The sequence below is a fragment of the Natronomonas pharaonis DSM 2160 genome (genome assembly GCF_000026045.1).
In the GTDB taxonomy this organism is placed as follows: domain Archaea; phylum Halobacteriota; class Halobacteria; order Halobacteriales; family Haloarculaceae; genus Natronomonas; species Natronomonas pharaonis.
Map to the genome: position 1 here is coordinate 1,743,958 of NC_007426.1, position 18,706 is coordinate 1,762,663.

At 61.2% G+C, this 18,706-nt stretch carries 18 protein-coding genes and 1 pseudogene; 10 read left to right on the top strand and 9 right to left on the bottom strand.

Translation table 11 applies throughout. The annotated features are described in order from the left end of the window. The first annotated feature begins 348 nt into the window (after window positions 1–348). Window positions 349–1,782 carry an MATE family efflux transporter gene (locus NP_RS08905; protein WP_011323514.1) on the top strand — a complete coding sequence of 478 codons (1,434 nt, stop codon included), beginning with the start codon at window positions 349–351 and terminating at the stop codon, window positions 1,780–1,782. Window positions 1,783–2,050: 268 nt separating this feature from the next. Here NP_RS08905 and NP_RS08910 read toward each other — a convergent pair whose 3' ends face one another. Beyond that, window positions 2,051–2,803: an IclR family transcriptional regulator gene (locus NP_RS08910; RefSeq protein WP_148215450.1), complete on the bottom strand. Its 753-nt coding sequence runs from the start codon at window positions 2,801–2,803 to the stop codon at window positions 2,051–2,053. A 507-nt stretch (window positions 2,804–3,310) separates the two neighbouring features. Here NP_RS08910 and NP_RS08915 point away from each other — a divergent pair. After that, window positions 3,311–4,582, top strand: a complete 1,272-nt coding sequence (locus tag NP_RS08915; RefSeq protein WP_011323516.1) for an MFS transporter — start codon at window positions 3,311–3,313, stop codon at window positions 4,580–4,582. Window positions 4,583–4,606: 24 nt separating this feature from the next. Here the strand turns inward: NP_RS08915 and NP_RS08920 are convergent, their stop codons facing one another. Next, the gene (locus tag NP_RS08920; protein ID WP_011323517.1) at window positions 4,607–4,891 is read right to left on the bottom strand and encodes a hypothetical protein; all 285 of its coding nucleotides are present in this window, start codon (window positions 4,889–4,891) and stop codon (window positions 4,607–4,609) included. Window positions 4,892–5,067: 176 nt separating this feature from the next. Between NP_RS08920 and NP_RS08925 the strand changes: the two genes are divergently transcribed. Beyond that, a complete protein-coding gene (locus NP_RS08925; protein ID WP_011323518.1) occupies window positions 5,068–5,469 on the top strand; it encodes an SHOCT domain-containing protein in 402 nt (133 codons plus the stop codon). A 485-nt stretch (window positions 5,470–5,954) separates the two neighbouring features. Here NP_RS08925 and NP_RS08935 read toward each other — a convergent pair. Then, window positions 5,955–6,269, bottom strand: a pseudogene (locus tag NP_RS08935) (hypothetical protein); the annotation flags it as partial. A gap of 193 nt (window positions 6,270–6,462) precedes the next feature. Between NP_RS08935 and NP_RS08940 the strand changes: the two are divergent. Both NP_RS08940 and NP_RS08945 read left to right on the top strand, forming a co-directional pair. After that, window positions 6,463–7,053: a class I SAM-dependent methyltransferase gene (locus NP_RS08940; protein WP_011323520.1), complete on the top strand. Its 591-nt coding sequence runs from the start codon at window positions 6,463–6,465 to the stop codon at window positions 7,051–7,053. Window positions 7,054–7,119: 66 nt separating this feature from the next. Continuing rightward, window positions 7,120–8,172 carry an enolase gene (locus NP_RS08945; protein ID WP_049939616.1) on the top strand — a complete coding sequence of 351 codons (1,053 nt, stop codon included), beginning with the start codon at window positions 7,120–7,122 and terminating at the stop codon, window positions 8,170–8,172. 75 nt (window positions 8,173–8,247) lie between these two features. On the opposite strand, the gene NP_RS08950 is transcribed toward NP_RS08945, so the two are convergent. Continuing rightward, the gene (locus NP_RS08950) at window positions 8,248–8,781 is read right to left on the bottom strand and encodes a hypothetical protein (RefSeq protein WP_049939618.1); all 534 of its coding nucleotides are present in this window, start codon (window positions 8,779–8,781) and stop codon (window positions 8,248–8,250) included. Between the two features lie 346 nt (window positions 8,782–9,127). Between NP_RS08950 and NP_RS08955 the strand changes: the two genes are divergently transcribed. Together NP_RS08955 and NP_RS08960 are read left to right on the top strand one after the other, a co-directional pair. Then, the gene (locus NP_RS08955) at window positions 9,128–10,645 is read left to right on the top strand and encodes an oligosaccharide flippase family protein (RefSeq protein WP_011323523.1); all 1,518 of its coding nucleotides are present in this window, start codon (window positions 9,128–9,130) and stop codon (window positions 10,643–10,645) included. A gap of 98 nt (window positions 10,646–10,743) precedes the next feature. Next, window positions 10,744–11,535 carry an FkbM family methyltransferase gene (locus NP_RS08960; RefSeq protein ID WP_011323524.1) on the top strand — a complete coding sequence of 264 codons (792 nt, stop codon included), beginning with the start codon at window positions 10,744–10,746 and terminating at the stop codon, window positions 11,533–11,535. A 1-nt stretch (window position 11,536) separates the two neighbouring features. On the opposite strand, the gene NP_RS08965 is transcribed toward NP_RS08960, so the two are convergent. Together NP_RS08965 and NP_RS08970 are read right to left on the bottom strand one after the other, a co-directional pair. Beyond that, window positions 11,537–12,391, bottom strand: coding sequence for a mechanosensitive ion channel family protein (locus NP_RS08965; RefSeq protein WP_011323525.1), 855 nt, complete (start codon window positions 12,389–12,391; stop codon window positions 11,537–11,539). Beyond that, the gene (locus tag NP_RS08970; protein WP_011323526.1) at window positions 12,385–13,341 is read right to left on the bottom strand and encodes a hypothetical protein; all 957 of its coding nucleotides are present in this window, start codon (window positions 13,339–13,341) and stop codon (window positions 12,385–12,387) included. Before NP_RS08970 ends, NP_RS08965 begins: the two co-directional genes overlap by 7 nt. A gap of 406 nt (window positions 13,342–13,747) precedes the next feature. On the opposite strand from NP_RS08970, the gene NP_RS08975 reads away from it, so the two are divergent. Beyond that, window positions 13,748–13,972 (top strand): amino acid kinase family protein, encoded by a 225-nt coding sequence (locus tag NP_RS08975; RefSeq protein WP_049939620.1) that lies wholly within the window; start codon window positions 13,748–13,750, stop codon window positions 13,970–13,972. Window positions 13,973–14,114: 142 nt separating this feature from the next. Here the strand turns inward: NP_RS08975 and NP_RS08980 are convergent, their stop codons facing one another. Then, on the bottom strand, window positions 14,115–14,384 hold the full coding sequence (locus NP_RS08980) for a DUF7571 family protein (protein ID WP_011323527.1): 270 nt from the start codon (window positions 14,382–14,384) through the stop codon (window positions 14,115–14,117). 169 nt (window positions 14,385–14,553) lie between these two features. On the opposite strand from NP_RS08980, the gene NP_RS08985 reads away from it, so the two are divergent. Further along, a complete protein-coding gene (locus NP_RS08985; RefSeq protein ID WP_011323528.1) occupies window positions 14,554–14,760 on the top strand; it encodes a cold-shock protein in 207 nt (68 codons plus the stop codon). A 273-nt stretch (window positions 14,761–15,033) separates the two neighbouring features. Then, a complete protein-coding gene (locus NP_RS08990; protein WP_011323529.1) occupies window positions 15,034–16,890 on the top strand; it encodes a methyl-accepting chemotaxis protein in 1,857 nt (618 codons plus the stop codon). A 154-nt stretch (window positions 16,891–17,044) separates the two neighbouring features. Here the strand turns inward: NP_RS08990 and NP_RS08995 are convergent, their stop codons facing one another. Both NP_RS08995 and NP_RS09000 read right to left on the bottom strand, forming a co-directional pair. Then, window positions 17,045–18,088: a tyrosine-type recombinase/integrase gene (locus NP_RS08995; RefSeq protein ID WP_011323530.1), complete on the bottom strand. Its 1,044-nt coding sequence runs from the start codon at window positions 18,086–18,088 to the stop codon at window positions 17,045–17,047. Then, window positions 18,081–18,494: a DUF5805 domain-containing protein gene (locus NP_RS09000; RefSeq protein ID WP_049939621.1), complete on the bottom strand. Its 414-nt coding sequence runs from the start codon at window positions 18,492–18,494 to the stop codon at window positions 18,081–18,083. Before NP_RS09000 ends, NP_RS08995 begins: the two co-directional genes overlap by 8 nt. Window positions 18,495–18,706: the final 212 nt, after the last annotated feature.

Consider the following 18,706-nt stretch of genomic DNA (forward strand, 5'->3'; position numbering starts at 1 on the left):
GTACAAACAGGACAGCAGCGGCTGACGACTGAACGGCCATTGCATCGGCGAGTCCTAATGCGCCGGCGACGGCTATCGCGACGCCGACGAGGTAAATGCAGAGATTACGAACCGTTTTGATAGCATTCGCTGAGGACATATCCGTGTGTCTCGTACCTGAGACGCCCCACAGTAAAGGCGTTTGGCTCACCGAGGCGTGCCTTGCAGTACGTCCGCTGTCTGCGACGAGAGAGTGTTTGTGGGAGAGCCGACCCGCTCCGATTGCCGATACCGTCTTCTGTCTCTCCATCCCTGCAGGCGGACACGGGTGTCGCCAGAGGGAAGTCGCTGTCAAGCGTGGGTGTATGTATGCCGGGTGCCGGCGATGACGTAGTTGACGTTCTCGGCCGTGTGCTCGACCGGCTGGGAATTATCGACGCAGAGCGGCTGCGACCCACAATCGAACTCGCGTGGCCGCGAATCGTCACGGGCTTTGCGATTATGTCCAAGCAGACGGCCGACCTCGCGATGGTCGGAATTGCCGTTGGCACTGCCGGGACGGCGGGCCTCGCGTTCGCACTCGGCTACTGGAGCATCGTGGTCCTTTTCGGCCTCGGACTGGCTGGCGGAACCGTGAGCCTCGTCTCACAGAACTACGGCGGCGGCCGGGACGACCGTGCGTCGCTCGTCGTCAAACAGAGCGCTCTCCTTGCGGCGCTGTTTGCGGCGCCAGTTATGGCCATTTTCTCTCTATTCGGCAGTGAACTAATATCCATTCTGGGTGCCACCCCTGAAGAAGTCCGACATGGGACGGCCTATCTGTTGCTCATCGCGCCGGCCGTGCTCTTTGAGCTGCTGAACCTCATCGCCAGCCGGACCTACACCGGCGTCGGGGACACTTTCACCGAGATGGTTATCCGGAGCGTTGGGGCGGTGCTCAACCTCGTCTTCAGTGCCCTGTTCGTCTTCGGGCTCGGGATGGGCGTCGCCGGGGTCGCGCTGGGGACGACGCTTTCGACTGGGATTGCGATGGTGGTTCTCGGGTGGGGGATGTTCGGTCACACCTATGGCGGGCTCGGCATGAAGCCGAGTCCGGTCCCGGTTTCGCTGTCCGGGCCGTTTGCTGACCTGACGGTCGCCCGCCAGCTGCTTGAAGTCGCGGCTCCCGAAATCGCGCGCCGGGTTGCACAGGGGCTGACTATCTTTCCGCTGTTGTGGATTGCCGCTTCGTTCGGTCCGGTGGTTGTGACTGCTCTAGAAGTCGCACGGCGTGTTCGTGCCCTGATAGACAGCGTCAACTGGGGGATGTCGCTGGCATCGAGTTCGCTGGTAGGCCAACGGCTCGGCGCTGGCGAGGAGACGGCAGCGGACGCCTATGGGGCAGGCATTATTCGACTCACGATGGTTGTGTATCTGGTTGTCGCAGCCATTGTGGTCGCGCTTGCGACCCCGATTGCCGGGCTGTTCGTCTCCGGCTCGGAGGCGGTTGCTGTGACCGCCGCTTTCGTCGCTGTCGCCGCCGTTAGCGCCATCGGGCTCGGGCTTGACGGGACGGCGTCGGGCGTTCTTGTCGGAGCCGGTGACACCCGTCGGCCGTTTGTCGCCTCGCTCATCGGTCGGTACCTCTTTGCGCTTCCGGCCGCGTTTCTGGGACTTGTTACCCCACTCGGGGTGGGCGGACTCTACTTGGCGCTCGTTTTGGAGTCGTTTGTTCCGGGAGGGATCAACTACGGCCTGTATCGGTCCGGCCGCTGGAAGGTCATTAGCCGTCGTTACCGCCCGGGAACAGATATCGACAAGTGAGACAAAGCGGATTCTCCCTCGGTGAATTGTATTTTTAGCGTAATAAACAGTACATAACAGCAGAATGGTTTTTACCTATATTGACCTATTACCGGTGGGTGCGCCTGTCGCTCGTGTGTTTCCCCCACCTCCCACAACACACCTCGCACCCACCTTTGTGGCGGCCGTATTCGCTTGCTGTACCCGACAGGACGGCAACGTAGCTTGCGGCCCCCGCTGCGGCGGTAGGCCTATGCGCCGTTCGTGAGCCAAAGCCGCAGCCGGCGATTCATTCGGTGAGATTCAACTCAATAACGTTGCCGGTCTGTTCGACCAGTTGCCGGGCTTCGGACTCGGTTTCGTCGGCGGTAATCCGGCTGACGGGACCGGTGATGCTGATTGCCGCCGGCCGGGGACCGGGCGTGGATAGCGGCCGAGCGATGCAGGCCATCCCGGGGACGCACTCCTCGCGGTCGTAGGCGACTCCCGCTGACCGGATTGCCGCCAGTTCCTCGAACAGCGCCTCCTCGTCAGTAATCGTATGCGGTGTCACCTCCGGAAGCCCGTGTCGGTCGATAATGGTCCGCACGCGTTCGTCGTCGAGCGTCGCCAGAATCGCCTTCCCAAGTCCCGTCGCGTGGAGATGCACGCGTCGCCCGGTCTGGGTATCGAGGTCGACCGCATCGTCGCCTCTGGCCGTGTGGACGTACACACCCCGGCCGCCTTCCTCGAACATGAGATTTGCCAACTCCCCGGACTTGCGGGCCATGGACTCGATTTCGGGGCGGGCCGTTTCGTAGATGCCGTCGTGGCGCTGTGCGTACCCTCCAAACTCCAAGGTCTTGAGCCCGATGCGATACCGGTCACCCCGCTGTACGACTACTCCGGTCGTCTGGAGTGTGTTGAGATGCTTGTAGACCGTGCTCTTGGCGAGCGAGAGGTGCGTCGAAAGCTCTGTCACTCCGGCCTCACCGTCGAGTTCGACGATCCCCTCCAGTATCCGCACCGACGTTGCCGTCGCCTGAACCCGGTCGTCCGACATACTGATGTGTACCCGCTGTCGGGTCATAAGTGCCCCGTCGCCGTAGAGCGCCCACACTTTTCTACCGGCGCGTTCACCCTTGGGAAACGCGCTGTTCATCTCTAGAGAACGGTCTGTCCACGCATAGTGAACGGCGAACAGAATCACATGTCAGCGCGCCATCCTGTTCATGTCCCCGGTACGCTTCGGAGAGCCGCCAGTACTACTGAGCGGCCCGCTACATCAGGAATAACGCCAAACCGCGTTTCAGTGCTCTATAGTGCCGTTCCGCTGTAAGAAACATAATATTTCCAATATATTTATTCGTCCGGAACGCCACACCGCAACCAATGCGAGAAGCAATCGCCAGCCAGTCGTCACGGCAACGCAAGCAGTGCCGTACCCTCTGGAAGGTACGGTCATTGATAGCCGACTCGTTCAGCCGACGTTTGCGGCTCTGGCACACGCCTGGGCTGCTGCCGGACGACAGCTATCGCTCGTTGGTTGCATCCGCGTCGCTTACACGAGATGGAACTTGCGTCTAACGACCGGTCGATTGCGGCGTTTACGATGTTGGGCCACGGAGTCGTCCACTGGTTTGAGCTGGCGATTCCGATTCTCCTTGTTGTCTGGCTAGACGCCTTCGACGTATCTGTCGCCGTGATCGGCCTCGTCGTCGCGCTCGGGTATGCCCCATTCGGGCTCGGGGCGCTCCCTGCAGGGGTGCTCGTCGACCGGTTCGGGCCGAAACAGCCCATACTCTGGTGTCTTACCGGGATGAGCCTCTCGTTTGCAGCTCTCGCAGTCGCACCCTCGATATACGCAGTTGCCCTCTGTCTGCTCGCGTGGGGAATTGCAGCAAGCGTCTATCACCCCGCGGGGTTGGCGCTCATCAGCACCGGCGTCGAGGACCGAGGGACGGTCTTCGCCTGGCACGGCATCGCCGGCAACCTCGGCATCGCGCTCGGGCCGTTTGCTACCGCTACGCTCCTCTTGTTCTTCGAGTGGCAGCTTGTCGCTCTCGCGCTGGCTGTACCCGGCGTCGTAGCGACCGCATACGGGCTCAGCGCCGACTTCGACTCAACGGCGGCCGTCGACGACACGCCTGACGATGCCGGCGGGAGCGGTCGCTCCTCGCTCGTTTCGGACTCAAAAAGCCTGTTCGCCAGTTCGTTTCTGCTCGTCTTCTCGATTGTCACCATTGTCGGCCTCTACTACCGGGGCGTGCTCACCTACCTGCCGGAGATCCTACAGGGGCTTCCGGCTATGGCTGGGGTGGCACTTCCGGCGGGCATCGAAGAGCTCTCGCTGGGCGATTACTTCTACGTCGGGTTGTTGGTCGCCGGGATGGCCGGTCAGTACGTCGCAGGAAAGCTCACAAGACGGATGCCCGTCGCCCGCGGGCTGGTCGTCGTCTTCGGAGCGCTCGCCGTACTCGCGGTCGTCTTCATCCCTGTCTCGGGGCTAGGGCTGGTCGCCGTGCTCGTCTACTGTGCAGTGCTGGGATTCACGCTCTTTGCAATCGAGCCGTTCTATCAAGAAGCCGTTGCGGTCTACACCCCCGCCGACTCGCGGGGGCTCTCGTATGGGTATACGTATCTCGGCATGTTCGGCCTCGGCGCGCTGAATATCTCTTTCGGCGGGTTCCTGCTTGAGTATCTCTCGCTCACTGCGTTTTTCCTGTCGCTGTCGGTGATTGCCGTTGCCGGTACGGCCGTCGCCTGGCGGCTGATTACCGCTCCCGTCGGACAAGCAGCGCCAGCCGCAGAGGCTGACGCCGCTTCTTCCGACGACGACTGACCGACAGCCGCCCGCTCGTGGCGTTCACTCGGTCAGTTCGACGACCTCCGCAGCGAGCCGCTTTGCTTCCGCGAGATGCTGGTCCGCCGTATCATCGCCTGTTTCGTCGACGTTCGCGAGCAAATCCACCACATGGCTAACCCGCCGATAAACGAGGTCGCTGTCGCTGTCGACTCCGACGAGGTCGCCCGCGACCGCCTCTGCCTCTCCTATCCAGCGGCTGGCCGTCCGTTCGACGGGGAGTTCCTGTGTCGCCGCTAACTCTTCGTGTAGCTGCTCGACCCTTGCGGCCGGCGGCTCCTTGTCCATGGCTGTCTAACGGCCGCGGCAGGCAAAAATGCTCGAACGGAAAGGAGTCCGACAGTATTGAGCGACCATATCTTAACCGAGGCTATCGAGATGTCTGACTCCGTTACGTAGCACACTCCGAGCAGACGGTGTCTTCGTGGAAAACCCCTTACTGTGGCTACCCAAAGAGGACAGCAATGGACGAGGAGGATACGGAGCCGCTTGTCACCCACGAGATGCTCGGCTACATGCTGGGTTTCGGCCTCGATTTCATTTTGCTCGCCGGGCTGCTCTGGGTCGTTGGCGTTGTCCCCGGGGTGGTGTTTGCCGGTGTAACCGGCTTCTTCGCTGTGGTGTATACGCTCTGGATTGCGTGGCGCTGGCACTCGCGTCGGCGGGACGACTCGGCTGACCGAGAGCCGGTTGACGCTCTCAAAGAGCGATACGTCGCCGGCGAGCTGTCTGAAGCGGAGTTCGAAGCGGAGCTGAGTCGACTCATGGATGCCGGGCCTGACGCGGACGGCCGCGAGCAAAAAACGTCTGACCGGACTGCGGCTGAAACGGCTTCCGACCGGCAGGAAGCGGCTGAATCAGAATGATACGACCTGCGTGCTGCGTAGGGAGCACGAGAGATACAGGGGCCGTCAATTCAACGTTCTGCGGTAGCGATCAGCCAGGTGAGCAAGCAGTACACACGCATGTCCGGGCGAAGGAACCTACGACTCGCTAGTTTTGAATGCTTCACGGGGAATGTACTCCCCGAATACGAGCCTGAATATCAAAAGCGCCCAAGCAGCGTAGAATACTCCAACTTGAACGACTCGCCCGGGGGTTTGCGGGCTGAAGTCGCTAAACGGAAGGACAAGGATTGCCAGAGCAGTCATGACGATTGCCCCAACTAACGCCAACGTGATTTTGGCCATTATCAGGAGCATCTCTTTTGGGTCCCGTAAGCGCATAGCAGTTGTTGGTATTACTATTTCGTTATTCAGTAACGCCGCTGAGATATTCTCGTGCGATTCGACCTATTTTCAATGTTGTATTGGTGGCCTATTAGTCGTTACTTATACGATTCTTGATACTTGTCGCGGTTCTCGGCCCACCGCCACGGGACCGTCTGGCCGTTGGCGTCTGGATACTCCGCCTTCAATACGGACGACGTCACCAACTCGGTGAGGTACGTCTCCGCGCCTTCGAACCGTAAATAGTCCAGTTCATCCACGTTCACTATCTGCGTGCCCTTCAGCTGGACCTCGCCGTAGTCGTAGTTGCGCTTGCCGCCGAACTGAAGGCCCTCCAGCACGCCCTCGCCGAGCGGGAGAACCGCCGGGTCATCGGCGTGGAGGTCGGCGTGGACGTACCACTTCGTCGTCTGCTGTTGCTTCCGCTGGTCGTGCCGCAACGTGCGTCCCGACGCCGCTCGAAAGCTCGACTCCGACCGCGCTTTGCACGGTAGGGCCGACCTGTCGCTAGATCCGAACGGCTGACAGCACGTTCGCTCGTTTCCGAACCACGTGGCTGAAGCAGTTGTCTTCCAGTACGCTCCTCGAGGGAACAGCTACTAACCGCAGTTCCGTCTATATCAGCCCAGCATGGACCGTTTTCAGAACACGCGGCAGCCGGACTGGGACTGGTGGGGAAAGCTGTGGCCGACGCCCGGTGCGACACTCCGAAAGTGTGGCCTTTCGTCCGGCCACACGCTCGCGGAAGTCGGGAGCGGAAACGGCTACTTCGCGCTGCCCGCCGCCCGAATCGTCGATCCGGCACCCGTGTACGCTGTCGACGTAGATCCGTCGCTTCTCGAAGCGCTTGCCCACCTCGCAGACCAGCAGAACATCAAAAACATCGAGACAGTTGCGGGCGACGCACGGTCGCTTACCGACCACCTGCCCGAGCCCGTGGATGTCTGCTTGGTGGCAAACGCGTTCCACGGAATCGAGGCTTCCGAGACGTTCGTCACGGAAGCCGTCTCGGCTCTCGCTGCGGACGGTCGTCTCGTCGTCATCAACTGGCAGGACCGACCGCGGGAGGAAACAACGATAGCCGGCAAGCCGAGAGGGCCGCCGGCTGACCTGCGGCTGGCTCCGTCTACATGCCGGGAGCGAATCGAGAGCGCAGCCGACATAACGCTCGCCGAGCAGTTTGTACTGCCGCCGTATCATTACGCGCTCGTCTTCGAGTAGCGCTTCGAACGCGGTGGCTCTCCAGCGTCGTACGTTTAAGTCCCCTCGCGGCCACACATGGTACAGATGCTTTATGATGCTGTCGCCGGGCTTGACCTGAACGTCGACGAATACAGTCTCGAACGGCGCGAGCGCGATACGTCAAGCGGATTTACACGGATGACAACCATCGTCTCGCTTCGGGGAGACGGCTGCGTCGGGCGGGGCGAAGATGTCACCTACGATACCGATGCCCACCTCTCGCTTCGGGACAGTGGTACGGCGTTCGATATCACGGGGGAGTATACGCTCGATTCGTTCTCCGAGGCGCTGTCCGGAATCGACGTTTTCCACGGCGAAACGCCCGGACAGACAGTCTTTCGGAACTACCGCCGCTGGGCCTTCGAGAGCGCTGCGCTTGACCTCGCGCTGAAACAGGCCGATACGAACCTCGCCGACCGGCTCGACCGCTCATACGACCCGGTCCGGTTCGTCGTGAGCACGCGACTCGAGGAGCCACCGACCGGCGACCGGGTGCTCGAATGGCTCGACCGCGATTCTGACCTCGAGTTCAAACTCGACCCCACCTCCGAGTGGCCGGCGGAGGCCATAGAGCGGCTCGCGGCGACCGATGCGGTCCGGATTCTCGACCTCAAGGGACAGTACCACGGCACGACGGTCGACCAGCCCGCTGACCCCGAACTCTACGAGCGGGTCATCGAGTCCTTCCCCGAGGCACTCATCGAGGACCCGGAACTGAACGAGGAGACGGAGCCGCTGTTCGAGGGCCACGAACCGCGAGTGACGTGGGACTACCCGATTCGGGGCGTCGATACGGTGAAAGAACTCCCCTGGGAGCCCGAGTGGCTCAACATCAAGCCGTCCCGGTTCGGCTCGGTGCGGTCGCTCTTCGATACGCTCGACTACTGTCGTGAACACGGGATACAGATGTTCGGGGGCGGCCAGTTTGAACTCGATGTCGGCCGCGAGCATCTCCACGCTATTGCGTCGCTGTTCTATCCGGACGCCCCGAACGACGTCGCGCCGAAAGCGTACAACGACCCCAACCCGAGCGGCGGCCTCCCGTCGAGTCCGCTTACACCGCCCACAGCCCCCAGTGGACTCTCATGGGACCGATAAGGCAGGGCTGGAAAATAGGCAGGCCAGCGGCAGGCTAGCAGTCTTCGGGCGACCGGGGCCTCCGTCCGCGGTGTGTCAGTCCCGGTCCGGATACGGCGGCGCATGCCCGCTTTCGTCTGCAACCCGGAGCGGCTCGTCGAGCAACTCCAGCAAGCGCTGCTTGCCAGCGTCCGGGTCGTAGCCATCCCGTCGGAGGTGTGCAAGTGGCGCGACGTTCGGGTTGCGCTCCCAGTGACACCAGACTGCTGTGCCGCCGGCGGCCGAGAAGAGTCTCACGTGGAGCTGCCAGCCACCAAGCAGACCGTTCGGACGGTACGCACAGCTCGCCTGTTCGTACCGTATTGTTCCGTGCCGCTCGTATGCGTGAAGGTACGCACGAACCTGCTGGCGGAATCCGTACCGGGTTTCGAGCCGGCTGCGTGCCTCGTCCGGTGGGACCTCCCACACCCCGAGATACTCGCTATCGGGAGGTGGCAACACGCGGAGATGTGTCGGCAGCCAGCGGTCGGGGAGTCGGACAAGCCGGACGGCCCACCACCGCCGAATCCGCCATAGCGGAAGAAGACGGACTGCCAGCCAAACGACAGGGAGGAACCCAAGGGAGTACACCGCCCACCGACGGGCCGAACAGGCATCCCTGAACCGACGTAGTAGTGTATCTGCCTTACGCATCCGTCTCGTTGGACGCCTGTTTGGCGGGTGTGAGGGGGGTTTCTGAACCGTCGTCAACTCCGATGCCGGTTGCGGGCGCTGTCACTATCGTAGCTGCACTGCGGCCCCGTCTGTGACGCATCGAAGGTGATGAGACAGCTGACATTATGCTTGGTAGTACACCGTACGATTGGGTGCGCAAAAGTGCTATCGGGAATCTTTCCGTTCGTCAGGTCAGTATCCGGCGGCACAACACGCGTGCCGGGACAGCAAAAACGATGTGTGAACGGCGAGAGTGGCACGTATGAGCGAGCAGCGCAAGTCCCGGCGTGCGTCGCTCGCCACTATTGTCCGCGGTGGCTCGCTGTACACCGTCGGCAAGGTCGTCTCCGATGTCGGCGAGTTCCTGTTGCATCTCCTTGTTTCGCGATGGCTTGGCGCTGGGCTGTACGGGCTGTTCGCCTACGGAAAGACGCTCGTCTTCACTGCGCTGCTGCTTACCAACCTCGGTAGCGACAAGTCCATAGTCCGCTATCTTCCGAAATACGAGTCGAATCCGGAAAAGCGCCGGTTCGTCCTCGCGCTCGCATGGGTTACTTCCCTCGGTGGTGGATTCGCCGTCGCGAGCGGACTGTTCGTCTTCGCACCGACGGTGGCAGGGGTGACACTCGACCAGCCTGGGTTCGTGCCTGTTCTCCGACTGTTTGCGGTGGTTCTCTTCGTCGATACTGCTGCAAACCTGCTGTATGCGACGTTTCGGGCGCTTGAGGTGATCGAGTACGAGGTACTCAGCAAGCGGCTGCTTAAGCCGGTGTTGCGCGTACTGGCAGTTGGGTCGGCAGTACTCATCGGCGGAACCATCTACAGCGTTGTCGTCGCAATGGTTGTCGCCAGCGTAGCGACACTTGCAGTCGCAGGGTATCTGTTTGTGACACGGTTGGAGATACGGCCGCGGCTCCGTTCGCCCGCGGGAACGCGTGAGACGGTCAGAGACTACTACAACTACTCGCTACCGTTGACGGCCAAAGACGCGGGCACAGTCATGCAAAGCCGTGTCGACGTGCTGATGGTCGGCGTCTTCCTCTCCTCGACGGCGGTCGGCGTCTACAACGTCTCGGTGTTGCTTGCCAGCGTCCTGTACGTTCCGCTATTGGCGGCTAATCAGCTGTTTGCACCCGTCATTTCACGGCTCCAATCGCAGGGACGAACCGCCGACATGCAGGCGATTTACCGGGCCGTAACGAGGTGGATATTCACTGCAAGCCTGTTTTTCGCGGCCGTGCTCGTGGTCTTTCGCGTCGAGTTGCTGGGGCTGTTCGGCCCGGAGTTTACCGCCGGCACGACCGTCTTGGTCCTCTTTGTTGGTGCCCAACTCTGTAATGCGGCCGTCGGCCCCAGCGGCGACCTGCTGATGATGACCGACCACCAATACGCTGTGATGCTCAACGAGTGGGTCTTCGGCGTCGCCAACGTCGTGCTTACCGTCGTTTTTATCCAGTTCTTTGGCTTCGTCGGCGCGGCGCTGGCCTCCGCAGGCGTGCTCCTCGCGCGGAACCTGACGAAACTCACAGAAGTCTGGTATCTCGAACGGATGCAGCCGTACGGGCGGGCCTTCGGCAAGCCACTTGCCGCTGGCGGCGTCGCCGCTGCGGGAATGGTCGGTACGCACGCCGCCACAGCGGCAGCCGGTTTCGGGGCGTGGACGGGCGTGGCTGTCGGTGTCGCTGTCGGCATCGGCCTCTACGCCGGTGGGCTCTGGATGGCTGGGTTCGAGGAGGTAGACTACGAGCTCTACGCCCAGCTAGTCGGGTCGGGGCAGTAGACACATCGTCGATGCTGTCTGGCCACCTATTGGTTCGTCAGCGGCCGTTCGACGCCCCGCGGAGCTAACTGGCTGGAGGGCCTATCGACGACACGAGCATGGGTTTCGACGGCCGACTCTACACTGCGTATCTCGAACCGGGGCTTGACCGGCTCGGTGTCCGAACACACCTCTCTTCGCTGTATTGGGCGCTCGGCGTTCCAGGAATGCTGTTCCGCCTTTCGTCGCAGGAGACCGCAACGCATGCGGTTAACGGCGTGACCGTCGAGTTCCCCATCGAAACGCGCTGGCAGTACGAACGGTTCCGATGGATGCATCCCGAGATACGGCTCTTCGAGGAGCTTGTCGACGAACTCGGGCCGGGAGACGTGTTCTACGACGTTGGGGCACACCTCGGGTGGCACTCGGTCGTCGCCGCGAACGCTGCCGACGATGTGACCGTCGAGGCCTTCGAACCCCACCCGCAGGTTGCCGACCGGCTCCGGACGGTCGTCGACGCAACCGGCCACTCGATAGCGGTTCGGGAGTGTGCGCTCGCCGACCGCGACGGAACGGCCGAGTTCGAAGCCGAGCCGACTCCAGCGGCAGCACTCTCCGGAGCACAGGACGACCCACCTGCTTCGACTGTCGAGGTTGCACTCGCAGCGGGAGACAGCCTCGTCGCCGAAGGTGCTGTCGAGCCGCCCGATATTCTCAAAATAGATGCTGAAGGTGCCGACGCAGCAGTACTCAGCGGGCTTCAGGAGACAATCGCTGCCCACCGGCCACGGCGTATCTATTGTGAGGTCCACGTCGATGGCGACGAGATACGGGAACTGCTGTCGTCGTTCGGCTACAGCTTCGAGCCGATTGCATCAACGCGCCCCGTCCTGCGGGCCGTACCGAAGTAGCTCATCCGTCTTCGGTGGCTTCACCGTGGAGGTCGCGGTCAAGCCCGCGCGGCTTGGGAATCCCCTCCGCCTGAAACTGTTCGAACACCCGTTCGGTGATATCCGATATCAGCGCCCGCTCGTAGCGGTGGTCGTTGACGTAGGCGCGGACCCGGATGAGATAATAGTACGGGCGGTCACGCATCGAGACGGTGTATGGACAGTCGTCGGTGATATACACATAGCGGGAGGTGACAACGGCTTCCTCAACAATCGCTTGGGCGCGGTCGATATCAGCCTCGGGAGAAATCATAAACTCGGTGACGACCATCATCTCTTGGTTGCCGGCGTTTGCGTTCGCCACCGCATCGGTGAAAAACACGTAGTTCGGCACGGAGACAAGGTCGTCATCGGGTGTCTCGATTCGGGTCGCCCGCAGCCCGATATCGGTGATTTCGCCGTAGTGGTCCTTGATTTCGACTTCGTCGCCGACCCGGTAGGGACGCTCTAGGATAATCACTAGCCCACCGACCATCCCGGCAAACAGGTCCCGCAGGCCGAAGCCCAGCGCGGCCCCCAATACGCCCGAAAAGGCAAGCACCTGCGTGGTGGTAAGCTCAAGCAGCGAATCAAGGATGATAAACACCGCTACGATGTAGATTCCGAACTTGATGATGGGGGTCGCCATCCGAATGCCGATACGCCTCGTCGGGAAGCGGTCGGAGAGTTTGGTCAGGATGAACACCGACGCCCGGGCGAGAGCATACGCCGCCAGCAGAATCAGGACGGCTCCCGCGACCGTTCCAACCCCAACCTCCGGCATCTCGACGCCATCAGGTGGGGCCAACTGCAGCAGCGGAGGTTGCACTCCTACCATAGTAGCCGCCTGTTAGTGAGATGTTCGACGACGGGCTTCAGTGCCGGCGGCGCAACGGAAATGCCGTCGCCGGTCAGTTCAACCACGCCCTGCTTTTCGAATCGCCGGAGCGTGCGGTCAAGGCTCTCATCGACGACCGCCTCTAACTCGCTTTGGGTAATCGAACCGTTCGCCAGCACTGCCAGCAATGCGTAGGCGTCGTCGTAGCTGAGCTCTGAGACCTCGGCTTCGTGTTCCGTGACCATACTCGTCCGGACTTCGCCTTCGGTCGCAGCCTCGGCTTCGATCGCGTTCCAGATGGTCTTTGCGACGCCGGGATTGCCGCCGGTGATTCGGGTGACCGAATCAAAAACAGCCGTTTTAGGGTCGTCATCGTCGCCGTCAGCGAAACACAACAGGCGAAGCTGTTCACGAAGTGTAGTGAGTGAGTGGATTTTCTGTGGGTCGAAGCCCGACGGGCCGTCCGCAGAATCGCGGACATACGTCAGGCCGTCAGCAGCGAGGCTTTCCAGCCACGACGTGACCGTCTCGCTGTCAGGTTTGTCGAGCGTAATGACTGAATCAAAGGAATTGCCGACGGATTTCGCCTGGTTCAGATAGGCCCACGCGTAGGCGTTCCACGTAGTGACGTGTACAGCCGATGTCTCTGCCATACCGTCGAGGAAGGCGTCAAGTTCGGAGAAGCCGCCGATGTGTCGGAGATACAACCGATGGCAATCCTCGTACAGCCGGATTGGGGCGTCAGCGGTATCCGTTCGTTCAGTGGCCTGCTCTCGGACGCTCTCGCCGACCATGTCTTCGACAATGTCCAGTACGGCGGCCCGTCCGGCCAAGGGCGGCGCGACCACGGCCACGTTCCGGCCGGCTGCGACAGCCTCGATGGCGGTCTCCAGTTCGGATACAACCCCGAGCGAAAAGAGGTCCGCCGGAGAAACCCGGTGCCGCTCCATAGCCGGACGTGACTATCCACGACCCTAAAGATACCGCCAAAGGCACAACAGGAACGCTTACGGATGCCTGCTGGATTCGCAGGCCGAGTCACGGGGCCACAGTGGATAGTCGGGACAGCGTCTCTGAGAATGGAGCGTCAGCGGCGTTCAGTACACAATATTGCAGATACGCTTCCGCCAACCTGATGATGGCGGCCGATAGGACGGTAGCTCGCTTATCCGCGTGTGGGCAATCGTATCGTATCAAGGGGAAACGGTTCGTATCAAGGGGAGACGATTTCTCCGCCCGGGCGTGACTGGTAGGTCTCACGAGCCGGCACCGAGATGAACGCCCCGCGGCGATAATCGTAGGCGGTCAGCGCACAGGGTGTGCCGCTAACTGAACAGGGTGAGGTCGTTCGTCTACGTGGACTACGGAGGCCCGGACGAGCAGCCGCTGGGTCGGATTCGGGCCGAAGAGCTCCGCGAATATCTTGCGGCCGGCGAGTTCGGGCGTGGAAACATGCGTCCGAAGGTAGAGGCGTGTCTCGCGTTCGTAGAAGACGGCAGCGGTCGGGCAGCCATCACTACGCCCGACCGTCTCAAAGGGGCCTTGGCCGGCACAGAGGGAACGCAGGTCATACCGGACTGATACGGGTATGTCCCTGCACTGTAGCTTGGAGTGCCATTTGAGAAGCATTGCAGCAAGAGATACGCTTGTCTCCCGAGGCGATGACACATCAACTCAAGCAGACCGTCACGAACAAAAAGTACCGTAGAGAGTCGGCCGCCGTTCAGTTGGACGCCTGACAGCGCGTCCAGCCGGGGTCGTCTCCAGTACGACTGATGAGGTCGGAGCGACACGCCGGACAGTAGTCGGGGGTGACCGATTCGCTTCGGGGAACGTACACCGCGCCGCCACACTCCACGCATGCATCCGCAACGATGGTTACGCAGTCCGCACAGACGCTGAAGTCGTCAGCCGTGAGTTCGCGCAGCGGTTCGAGTTGTTTATCCAAGATGTACTCGTCGATGACCGTCTGGCAGTTCTGACACGGTTTCATGGCGGTGCGTGTCATACATTGTGGGCGGACGGTAAATACCTGCCTCCGAAGTCGAGTCAGCTATCGAACTCGAATAGGCGTGGCCTGACGGCCGCCGATATAAAACGGGAGTCATGGTACCGCGACACTCGGAAGCCTTATCACCCATCCGACTAAATGATTGTTTGTAATGGCAAACGGTAAGGTTGACTTCTTCAACGACACTGGCGGTTACGGTTTCATTTCGACTGACGACGGCGACCTCGACGATGACGAAGACGTCTTCTTCCACATGGAAGATGTCGGCGGCGAGGATCTGACGGAAGGTACCGAGGTTGAGTTCGACATCGAGTCCTCACCCAAGGGCCCCCGCGCAGCGAACGTCGTTCGACTGTAATACGGAGACCTCTTCGTCGCTTGTAGCGACGTCACAGTTCTCTCGATTTTTCTGACAATCTCGCACGTAGCCACAGCCATCCGATAACGGCTGCAGGGCTGCCGGCTTCGGTGCGGTCTGTGCTGTCGAGACACAACCAAGAATATCTCTAACGGTGCCCTATCTGCATAGACCACCGTCTGAGCGGGCCGAGCACCGATAAAAATACATCCGGTAGTATCAGTATCCGTTATCGAGCCGCGATTTAACGGCTTTGGGACGAAGCTATGTAGCATGACAGATACCGAATCGGCACTCGAGCGCTTCCGGAGCGGGATTCCAGATGGAACCCGAATCGACGACGGTCAGTTTCGGCTCCGCCACCGATTCATCGTTGGGTCGCTCGTTCTGCAGGCGCCTTTGTTGTTTGTGCTCAGCCGGGCTTCGGGGACGGGAGGGATTACCGGCGTTCCGTATCCGGAGATTCCGCTGGCTCACGGCCTCGCTGGGAGCGGAATAATCCTCGTGCTCGCAGGGTTGAGTTTGCTGCCAATGCTCTCCCAGCGGATGCAGTCAATCACGGCGTCGTTCGGCTTCATGACCTGTGCGGCCGTGCTCGCGTACTTTTGGGGTGGCTTCGTCGAAGCACATTTCCTGTACTTCGTCGGCATCGGCGTTGTCGCGATGTACGAAGACTGGCTTCCGTTGGGGCTCGGCGTCGCATACGTTGCTGTCCAACACTCGCTTTTCGGTCACACCTACGGAGAGATGGTCTACAACCACGAGCCGGCGATGTCGAATCCGATGGTCTGGGGGCTCATCCACGCGGGGTTCGTCCTCCTACTCGTGGGTGCGGTCCTCTTTCAGTGGCGGTCGATTGAAACCACCCGCGACTCGCTTGACGACCGCGTCGACGACGTTGAGACGCTCGAACAACAGCGGGCCGAAATCGAGACTGCCCGGTCAGAAGCCGAAGCCCAGCGCGGACAGCTCAACGAGCTCAACGAGACGCTGCAGGCCGAGGCCGGCGCTGTCGCCGCGGCGCTGACCGCAGTCGCAAACCGCGATTTGACCGCGACGCCACCCGAAGACTCCGATATCGAAGCCGTCCAAGATATCTCAGGTGCGTACCGGGAAATGACCGGTGACCTCAGTTCAGTTCTCAGCGACCTGCGTTCCTTCGCCGACACCGTTGACCAAACGACAGGGGCGATTCGCGAGCGGGCTGCCGATCTCGAATCCAAGCAGCGTGAGCAAGCGGACGATGTCCGGGAACTCGCCGCGGAACTCGAAACCCAGACCGAACAGCTCGAATCCGCCCGCACTGAGATGGACGACCTCTCTGCGGTCATCGAGGAAATCGCCGCAAGCACACAGGAGGTTTCCGGGGAGACGGGGGACGTCGCCGAGCTCGCAGCCGAGGGGAGCAACGAGGCCGCCGCGGCAGCCGAGGCTGTCAACGAGGTCACAGAACAGGTCGCTACGGTCGCCGAGCTGACAGAGACCCTCAACCAACGGATGAGCGATGTCGAGGAGACGACGGCGCTCATCGATGACATCGCCGAGCAGACAAACATCCTCGCGCTGAACGCCAACATCGAGGCCGCCCGTGCCGATGGCGCAAGCAATGACGGCTTCGGCGTCGTCGCCGACGAGGTCAAAGAGCTCGCCGCGGAGACGCAGAAACACTCCACGACGATTCAGGGGACGGTCGCGGAGACGCTCGGTGACGTCGCCGACGTCCACGAAGACGTCGAACGGCTCGATACAGTCGCCGCTTCGGGGGCAGATAGCGTCGAGGCGGTGGCAGCGCTGTTCGAGCAGGTCGATTCTGCCGCTGAGGGCCTCCAAACGTCGGCTGACGAGGTCGCCCGTGCCACCGATGACGGCGCTGCAAGCACAGAAGAAGTCACCTCAGTAATCGATGGAGTCGCCGATAAAGCACGGGAACTCGCCGACATCGGAACCGCTGCGGCCGACGCCAGTGAGTCGACAGCCGATGCGGTCGCCGAAATCAGAGCAGAGCTCGCAGACCTCGGTGAAGAGACGGCGACGCTACAGGCGGAACTCGACAGGTTCACCCTCCAAAACAACGGCGAGGCTGGTCCGACAGGCGATACGGACAGCGGGCCGACAGCCGCAGACGACTGAGTACACGCTTGTGGGTCGAGGGCTGTTTTCAGGGTCGTCCGGGAACCAAAGCTGATGGTCGGACCCGAGTATTAGATATAGCATTATTTGGTTTATAGACTTCGTTTGCGACATCGGTCCTTCTTTATACCGCAAATTTTTGTCTGAAATGTTCCTACGGCAGCAGCTGATAAATGTTCGCCTCGTAGACGGTCCGCACCCGGTCGCCCCAGTTGTGGGTGTAGGTGTCAATGACATCAGAGGCGACATCACCACGCAGGTACTTGACGACGCCTCTGTCGCCAGTTCTGTCGCGGAGATGCGTCGTGAAAAAATGCCGGAAGTAGTGTGGCGTGACGTTTTCCGCAGAATCGCCGCCCTGACGATACCAGCCACGCTCGCGTGCCTGCTCTGCGACCATGGACCGCACCATCGACGGGGTCGCACGGTCGCCCCACTCGCTCGTCGAGCAGAAAAGCGGCTCGGCGGCTGATGTCGTGTCCGGCCGAACGGCAAGCCAAGCCTTCAGCAGCCGCTTGAGCTCTGAATCGACCGGGACGACAGTGTCGCGCTTGCGCTTGTTGGAGGCGTTCCGTTCCTCGCCGTTGTAGACCTCACCACGAGCCGGCTCGCTCGAAACGTATACCGAGTCCGGACGCCCCTCGAGACGCCCTCGGTGGGGAACGTCGAACGCAGCCTGTACCTCGTCGTCATCGAGATGCAGGTCGCGTACATCGAGGTTGCAACACTCACCGACACGCATTCCCGTCTTTAGGAGGGTTCCGACGAGCGCCCGTTCAAGCGGGTGGGAAAGCGACGTCACGAATGCCCGCATCTCGGGAACGGAAACGTCACGTCTGGCAGGGTCGGTGTCTATCGACTCGTCCATCTCCTCGGTGACAAGCGCCATCGGGTTCGACTCCAGTTCGCCGACTTGCGTCATGTATGCGTAAAATCGGTGGACGTAGGAGGCATAGGAGGCAACCGTACTCGGCGCGTGTTCGTCCCGAAGTGAATGGACCCACGCCATACACGCCCGGCGGTCAGCAGCGTCGAGTGTTGTTCCTCGGCGGGTCTCGATGAACTGCTCGAAGTCTCTGAGCACCCGTTCGTAGGCGTCCCGGGTCCGTTCGGTCCGTCCGTGGAACGTCATGTCCTGCAAAAAATACGCCACGGGGTCTACAGCGGCTGATTCGTCGGTCCGGTTGTCACTACTCATCGTCAACCACCGTGTAGCCGCCTCGCCGACCACTGTATCGGACCCGGTTGTCCGCCTGTAGCCGCTCCAACGTCGTATCAAGCCGCGACTCGATGTCGTCCGTGACGCCAGCGACAAGCGTTTCCCAGTCGGCAACCCCCTCGTTTTCGAGAACGTCGAGGATGCGGTCTTCGAGCCCATCTACCCCCGGGGTAGCATCGGAAACTTGGGCATCGCCGGCATTGCCCGAGTCGCCGTTTGTATCCGTTCCTGTCTCACTCAGCTCGAAGCTCCGACGCCCGGCCTGTACCATCGTTCGGACGTACTCCGCTCGGCTCATATCGCGCTGTTTTGCTTCCCGTTCCCAGATGTCCCGCTGGGCTTCGGTGACGTAGGTCTGAACCGGAACGCGTTCGCCGTTCGCCATATCCGAGAATCGTCGCCCGGGTACATCAAAGTATGTCAGACAGAGCGATAAGGGCTTTTATCGTTGAGTGTAATTCCAAAATCGTCACGCTGAGAGCTGGTTATCGTCGTGTCTAATTCCTAAATTGCGGTTGAGAAACTACATTCAGCGATATACATATGTGCGACAGCACACCACAAAGTCTGAAGCACTCGGCTCCCCCTCCTGCTCTC

What these genes read in the sequence shown, in the direction of transcription:
- NP_RS08965 (WP_011323525.1), bottom strand. Translation starts at nt 12,391, where the DNA reads ATGGTAGGAGTGCAACCTCCGCTGCTGCAGTTGGCCCCACCTGATGGC.
- NP_RS08955 (WP_011323523.1), top strand. Translation starts at nt 9,128, where the DNA reads ATGAGCGAGCAGCGCAAGTCCCGGCGTGCGTCGCTCGCCACTATTGTC.
- NP_RS08905 (WP_011323514.1), top strand. Translation starts at nt 349, where the DNA reads ATGCCGGGTGCCGGCGATGACGTAGTTGACGTTCTCGGCCGTGTGCTC.
- NP_RS08995 (WP_011323530.1), bottom strand. Translation starts at nt 18,088, where the DNA reads ATGAGTAGTGACAACCGGACCGACGAATCAGCCGCTGTAGACCCCGTG.
- NP_RS08945 (WP_049939616.1), top strand. Translation starts at nt 7,120, where the DNA reads ATGCTTTATGATGCTGTCGCCGGGCTTGACCTGAACGTCGACGAATAC.
- NP_RS08910 (WP_148215450.1), bottom strand. Translation starts at nt 2,803, where the DNA reads ATGTCGGACGACCGGGTTCAGGCGACGGCAACGTCGGTGCGGATACTG.
- NP_RS08990 (WP_011323529.1), top strand. Translation starts at nt 15,034, where the DNA reads ATGACAGATACCGAATCGGCACTCGAGCGCTTCCGGAGCGGGATTCCA.
- NP_RS08960 (WP_011323524.1), top strand. Translation starts at nt 10,744, where the DNA reads ATGGGTTTCGACGGCCGACTCTACACTGCGTATCTCGAACCGGGGCTT.
- NP_RS08970 (WP_011323526.1), bottom strand. Translation starts at nt 13,341, where the DNA reads ATGGAGCGGCACCGGGTTTCTCCGGCGGACCTCTTTTCGCTCGGGGTT.
- NP_RS08940 (WP_011323520.1), top strand. Translation starts at nt 6,463, where the DNA reads ATGGACCGTTTTCAGAACACGCGGCAGCCGGACTGGGACTGGTGGGGA.
- NP_RS08925 (WP_011323518.1), top strand. Translation starts at nt 5,068, where the DNA reads ATGGACGAGGAGGATACGGAGCCGCTTGTCACCCACGAGATGCTCGGC.
- NP_RS08915 (WP_011323516.1), top strand. Translation starts at nt 3,311, where the DNA reads ATGGAACTTGCGTCTAACGACCGGTCGATTGCGGCGTTTACGATGTTG.
- NP_RS08920 (WP_011323517.1), bottom strand. Translation starts at nt 4,891, where the DNA reads ATGGACAAGGAGCCGCCGGCCGCAAGGGTCGAGCAGCTACACGAAGAG.
- NP_RS09000 (WP_049939621.1), bottom strand. Translation starts at nt 18,494, where the DNA reads ATGGCGAACGGCGAACGCGTTCCGGTTCAGACCTACGTCACCGAAGCC.
- NP_RS08985 (WP_011323528.1), top strand. Translation starts at nt 14,554, where the DNA reads ATGGCAAACGGTAAGGTTGACTTCTTCAACGACACTGGCGGTTACGGT.
- NP_RS08980 (WP_011323527.1), bottom strand. Translation starts at nt 14,384, where the DNA reads ATGAAACCGTGTCAGAACTGCCAGACGGTCATCGACGAGTACATCTTG.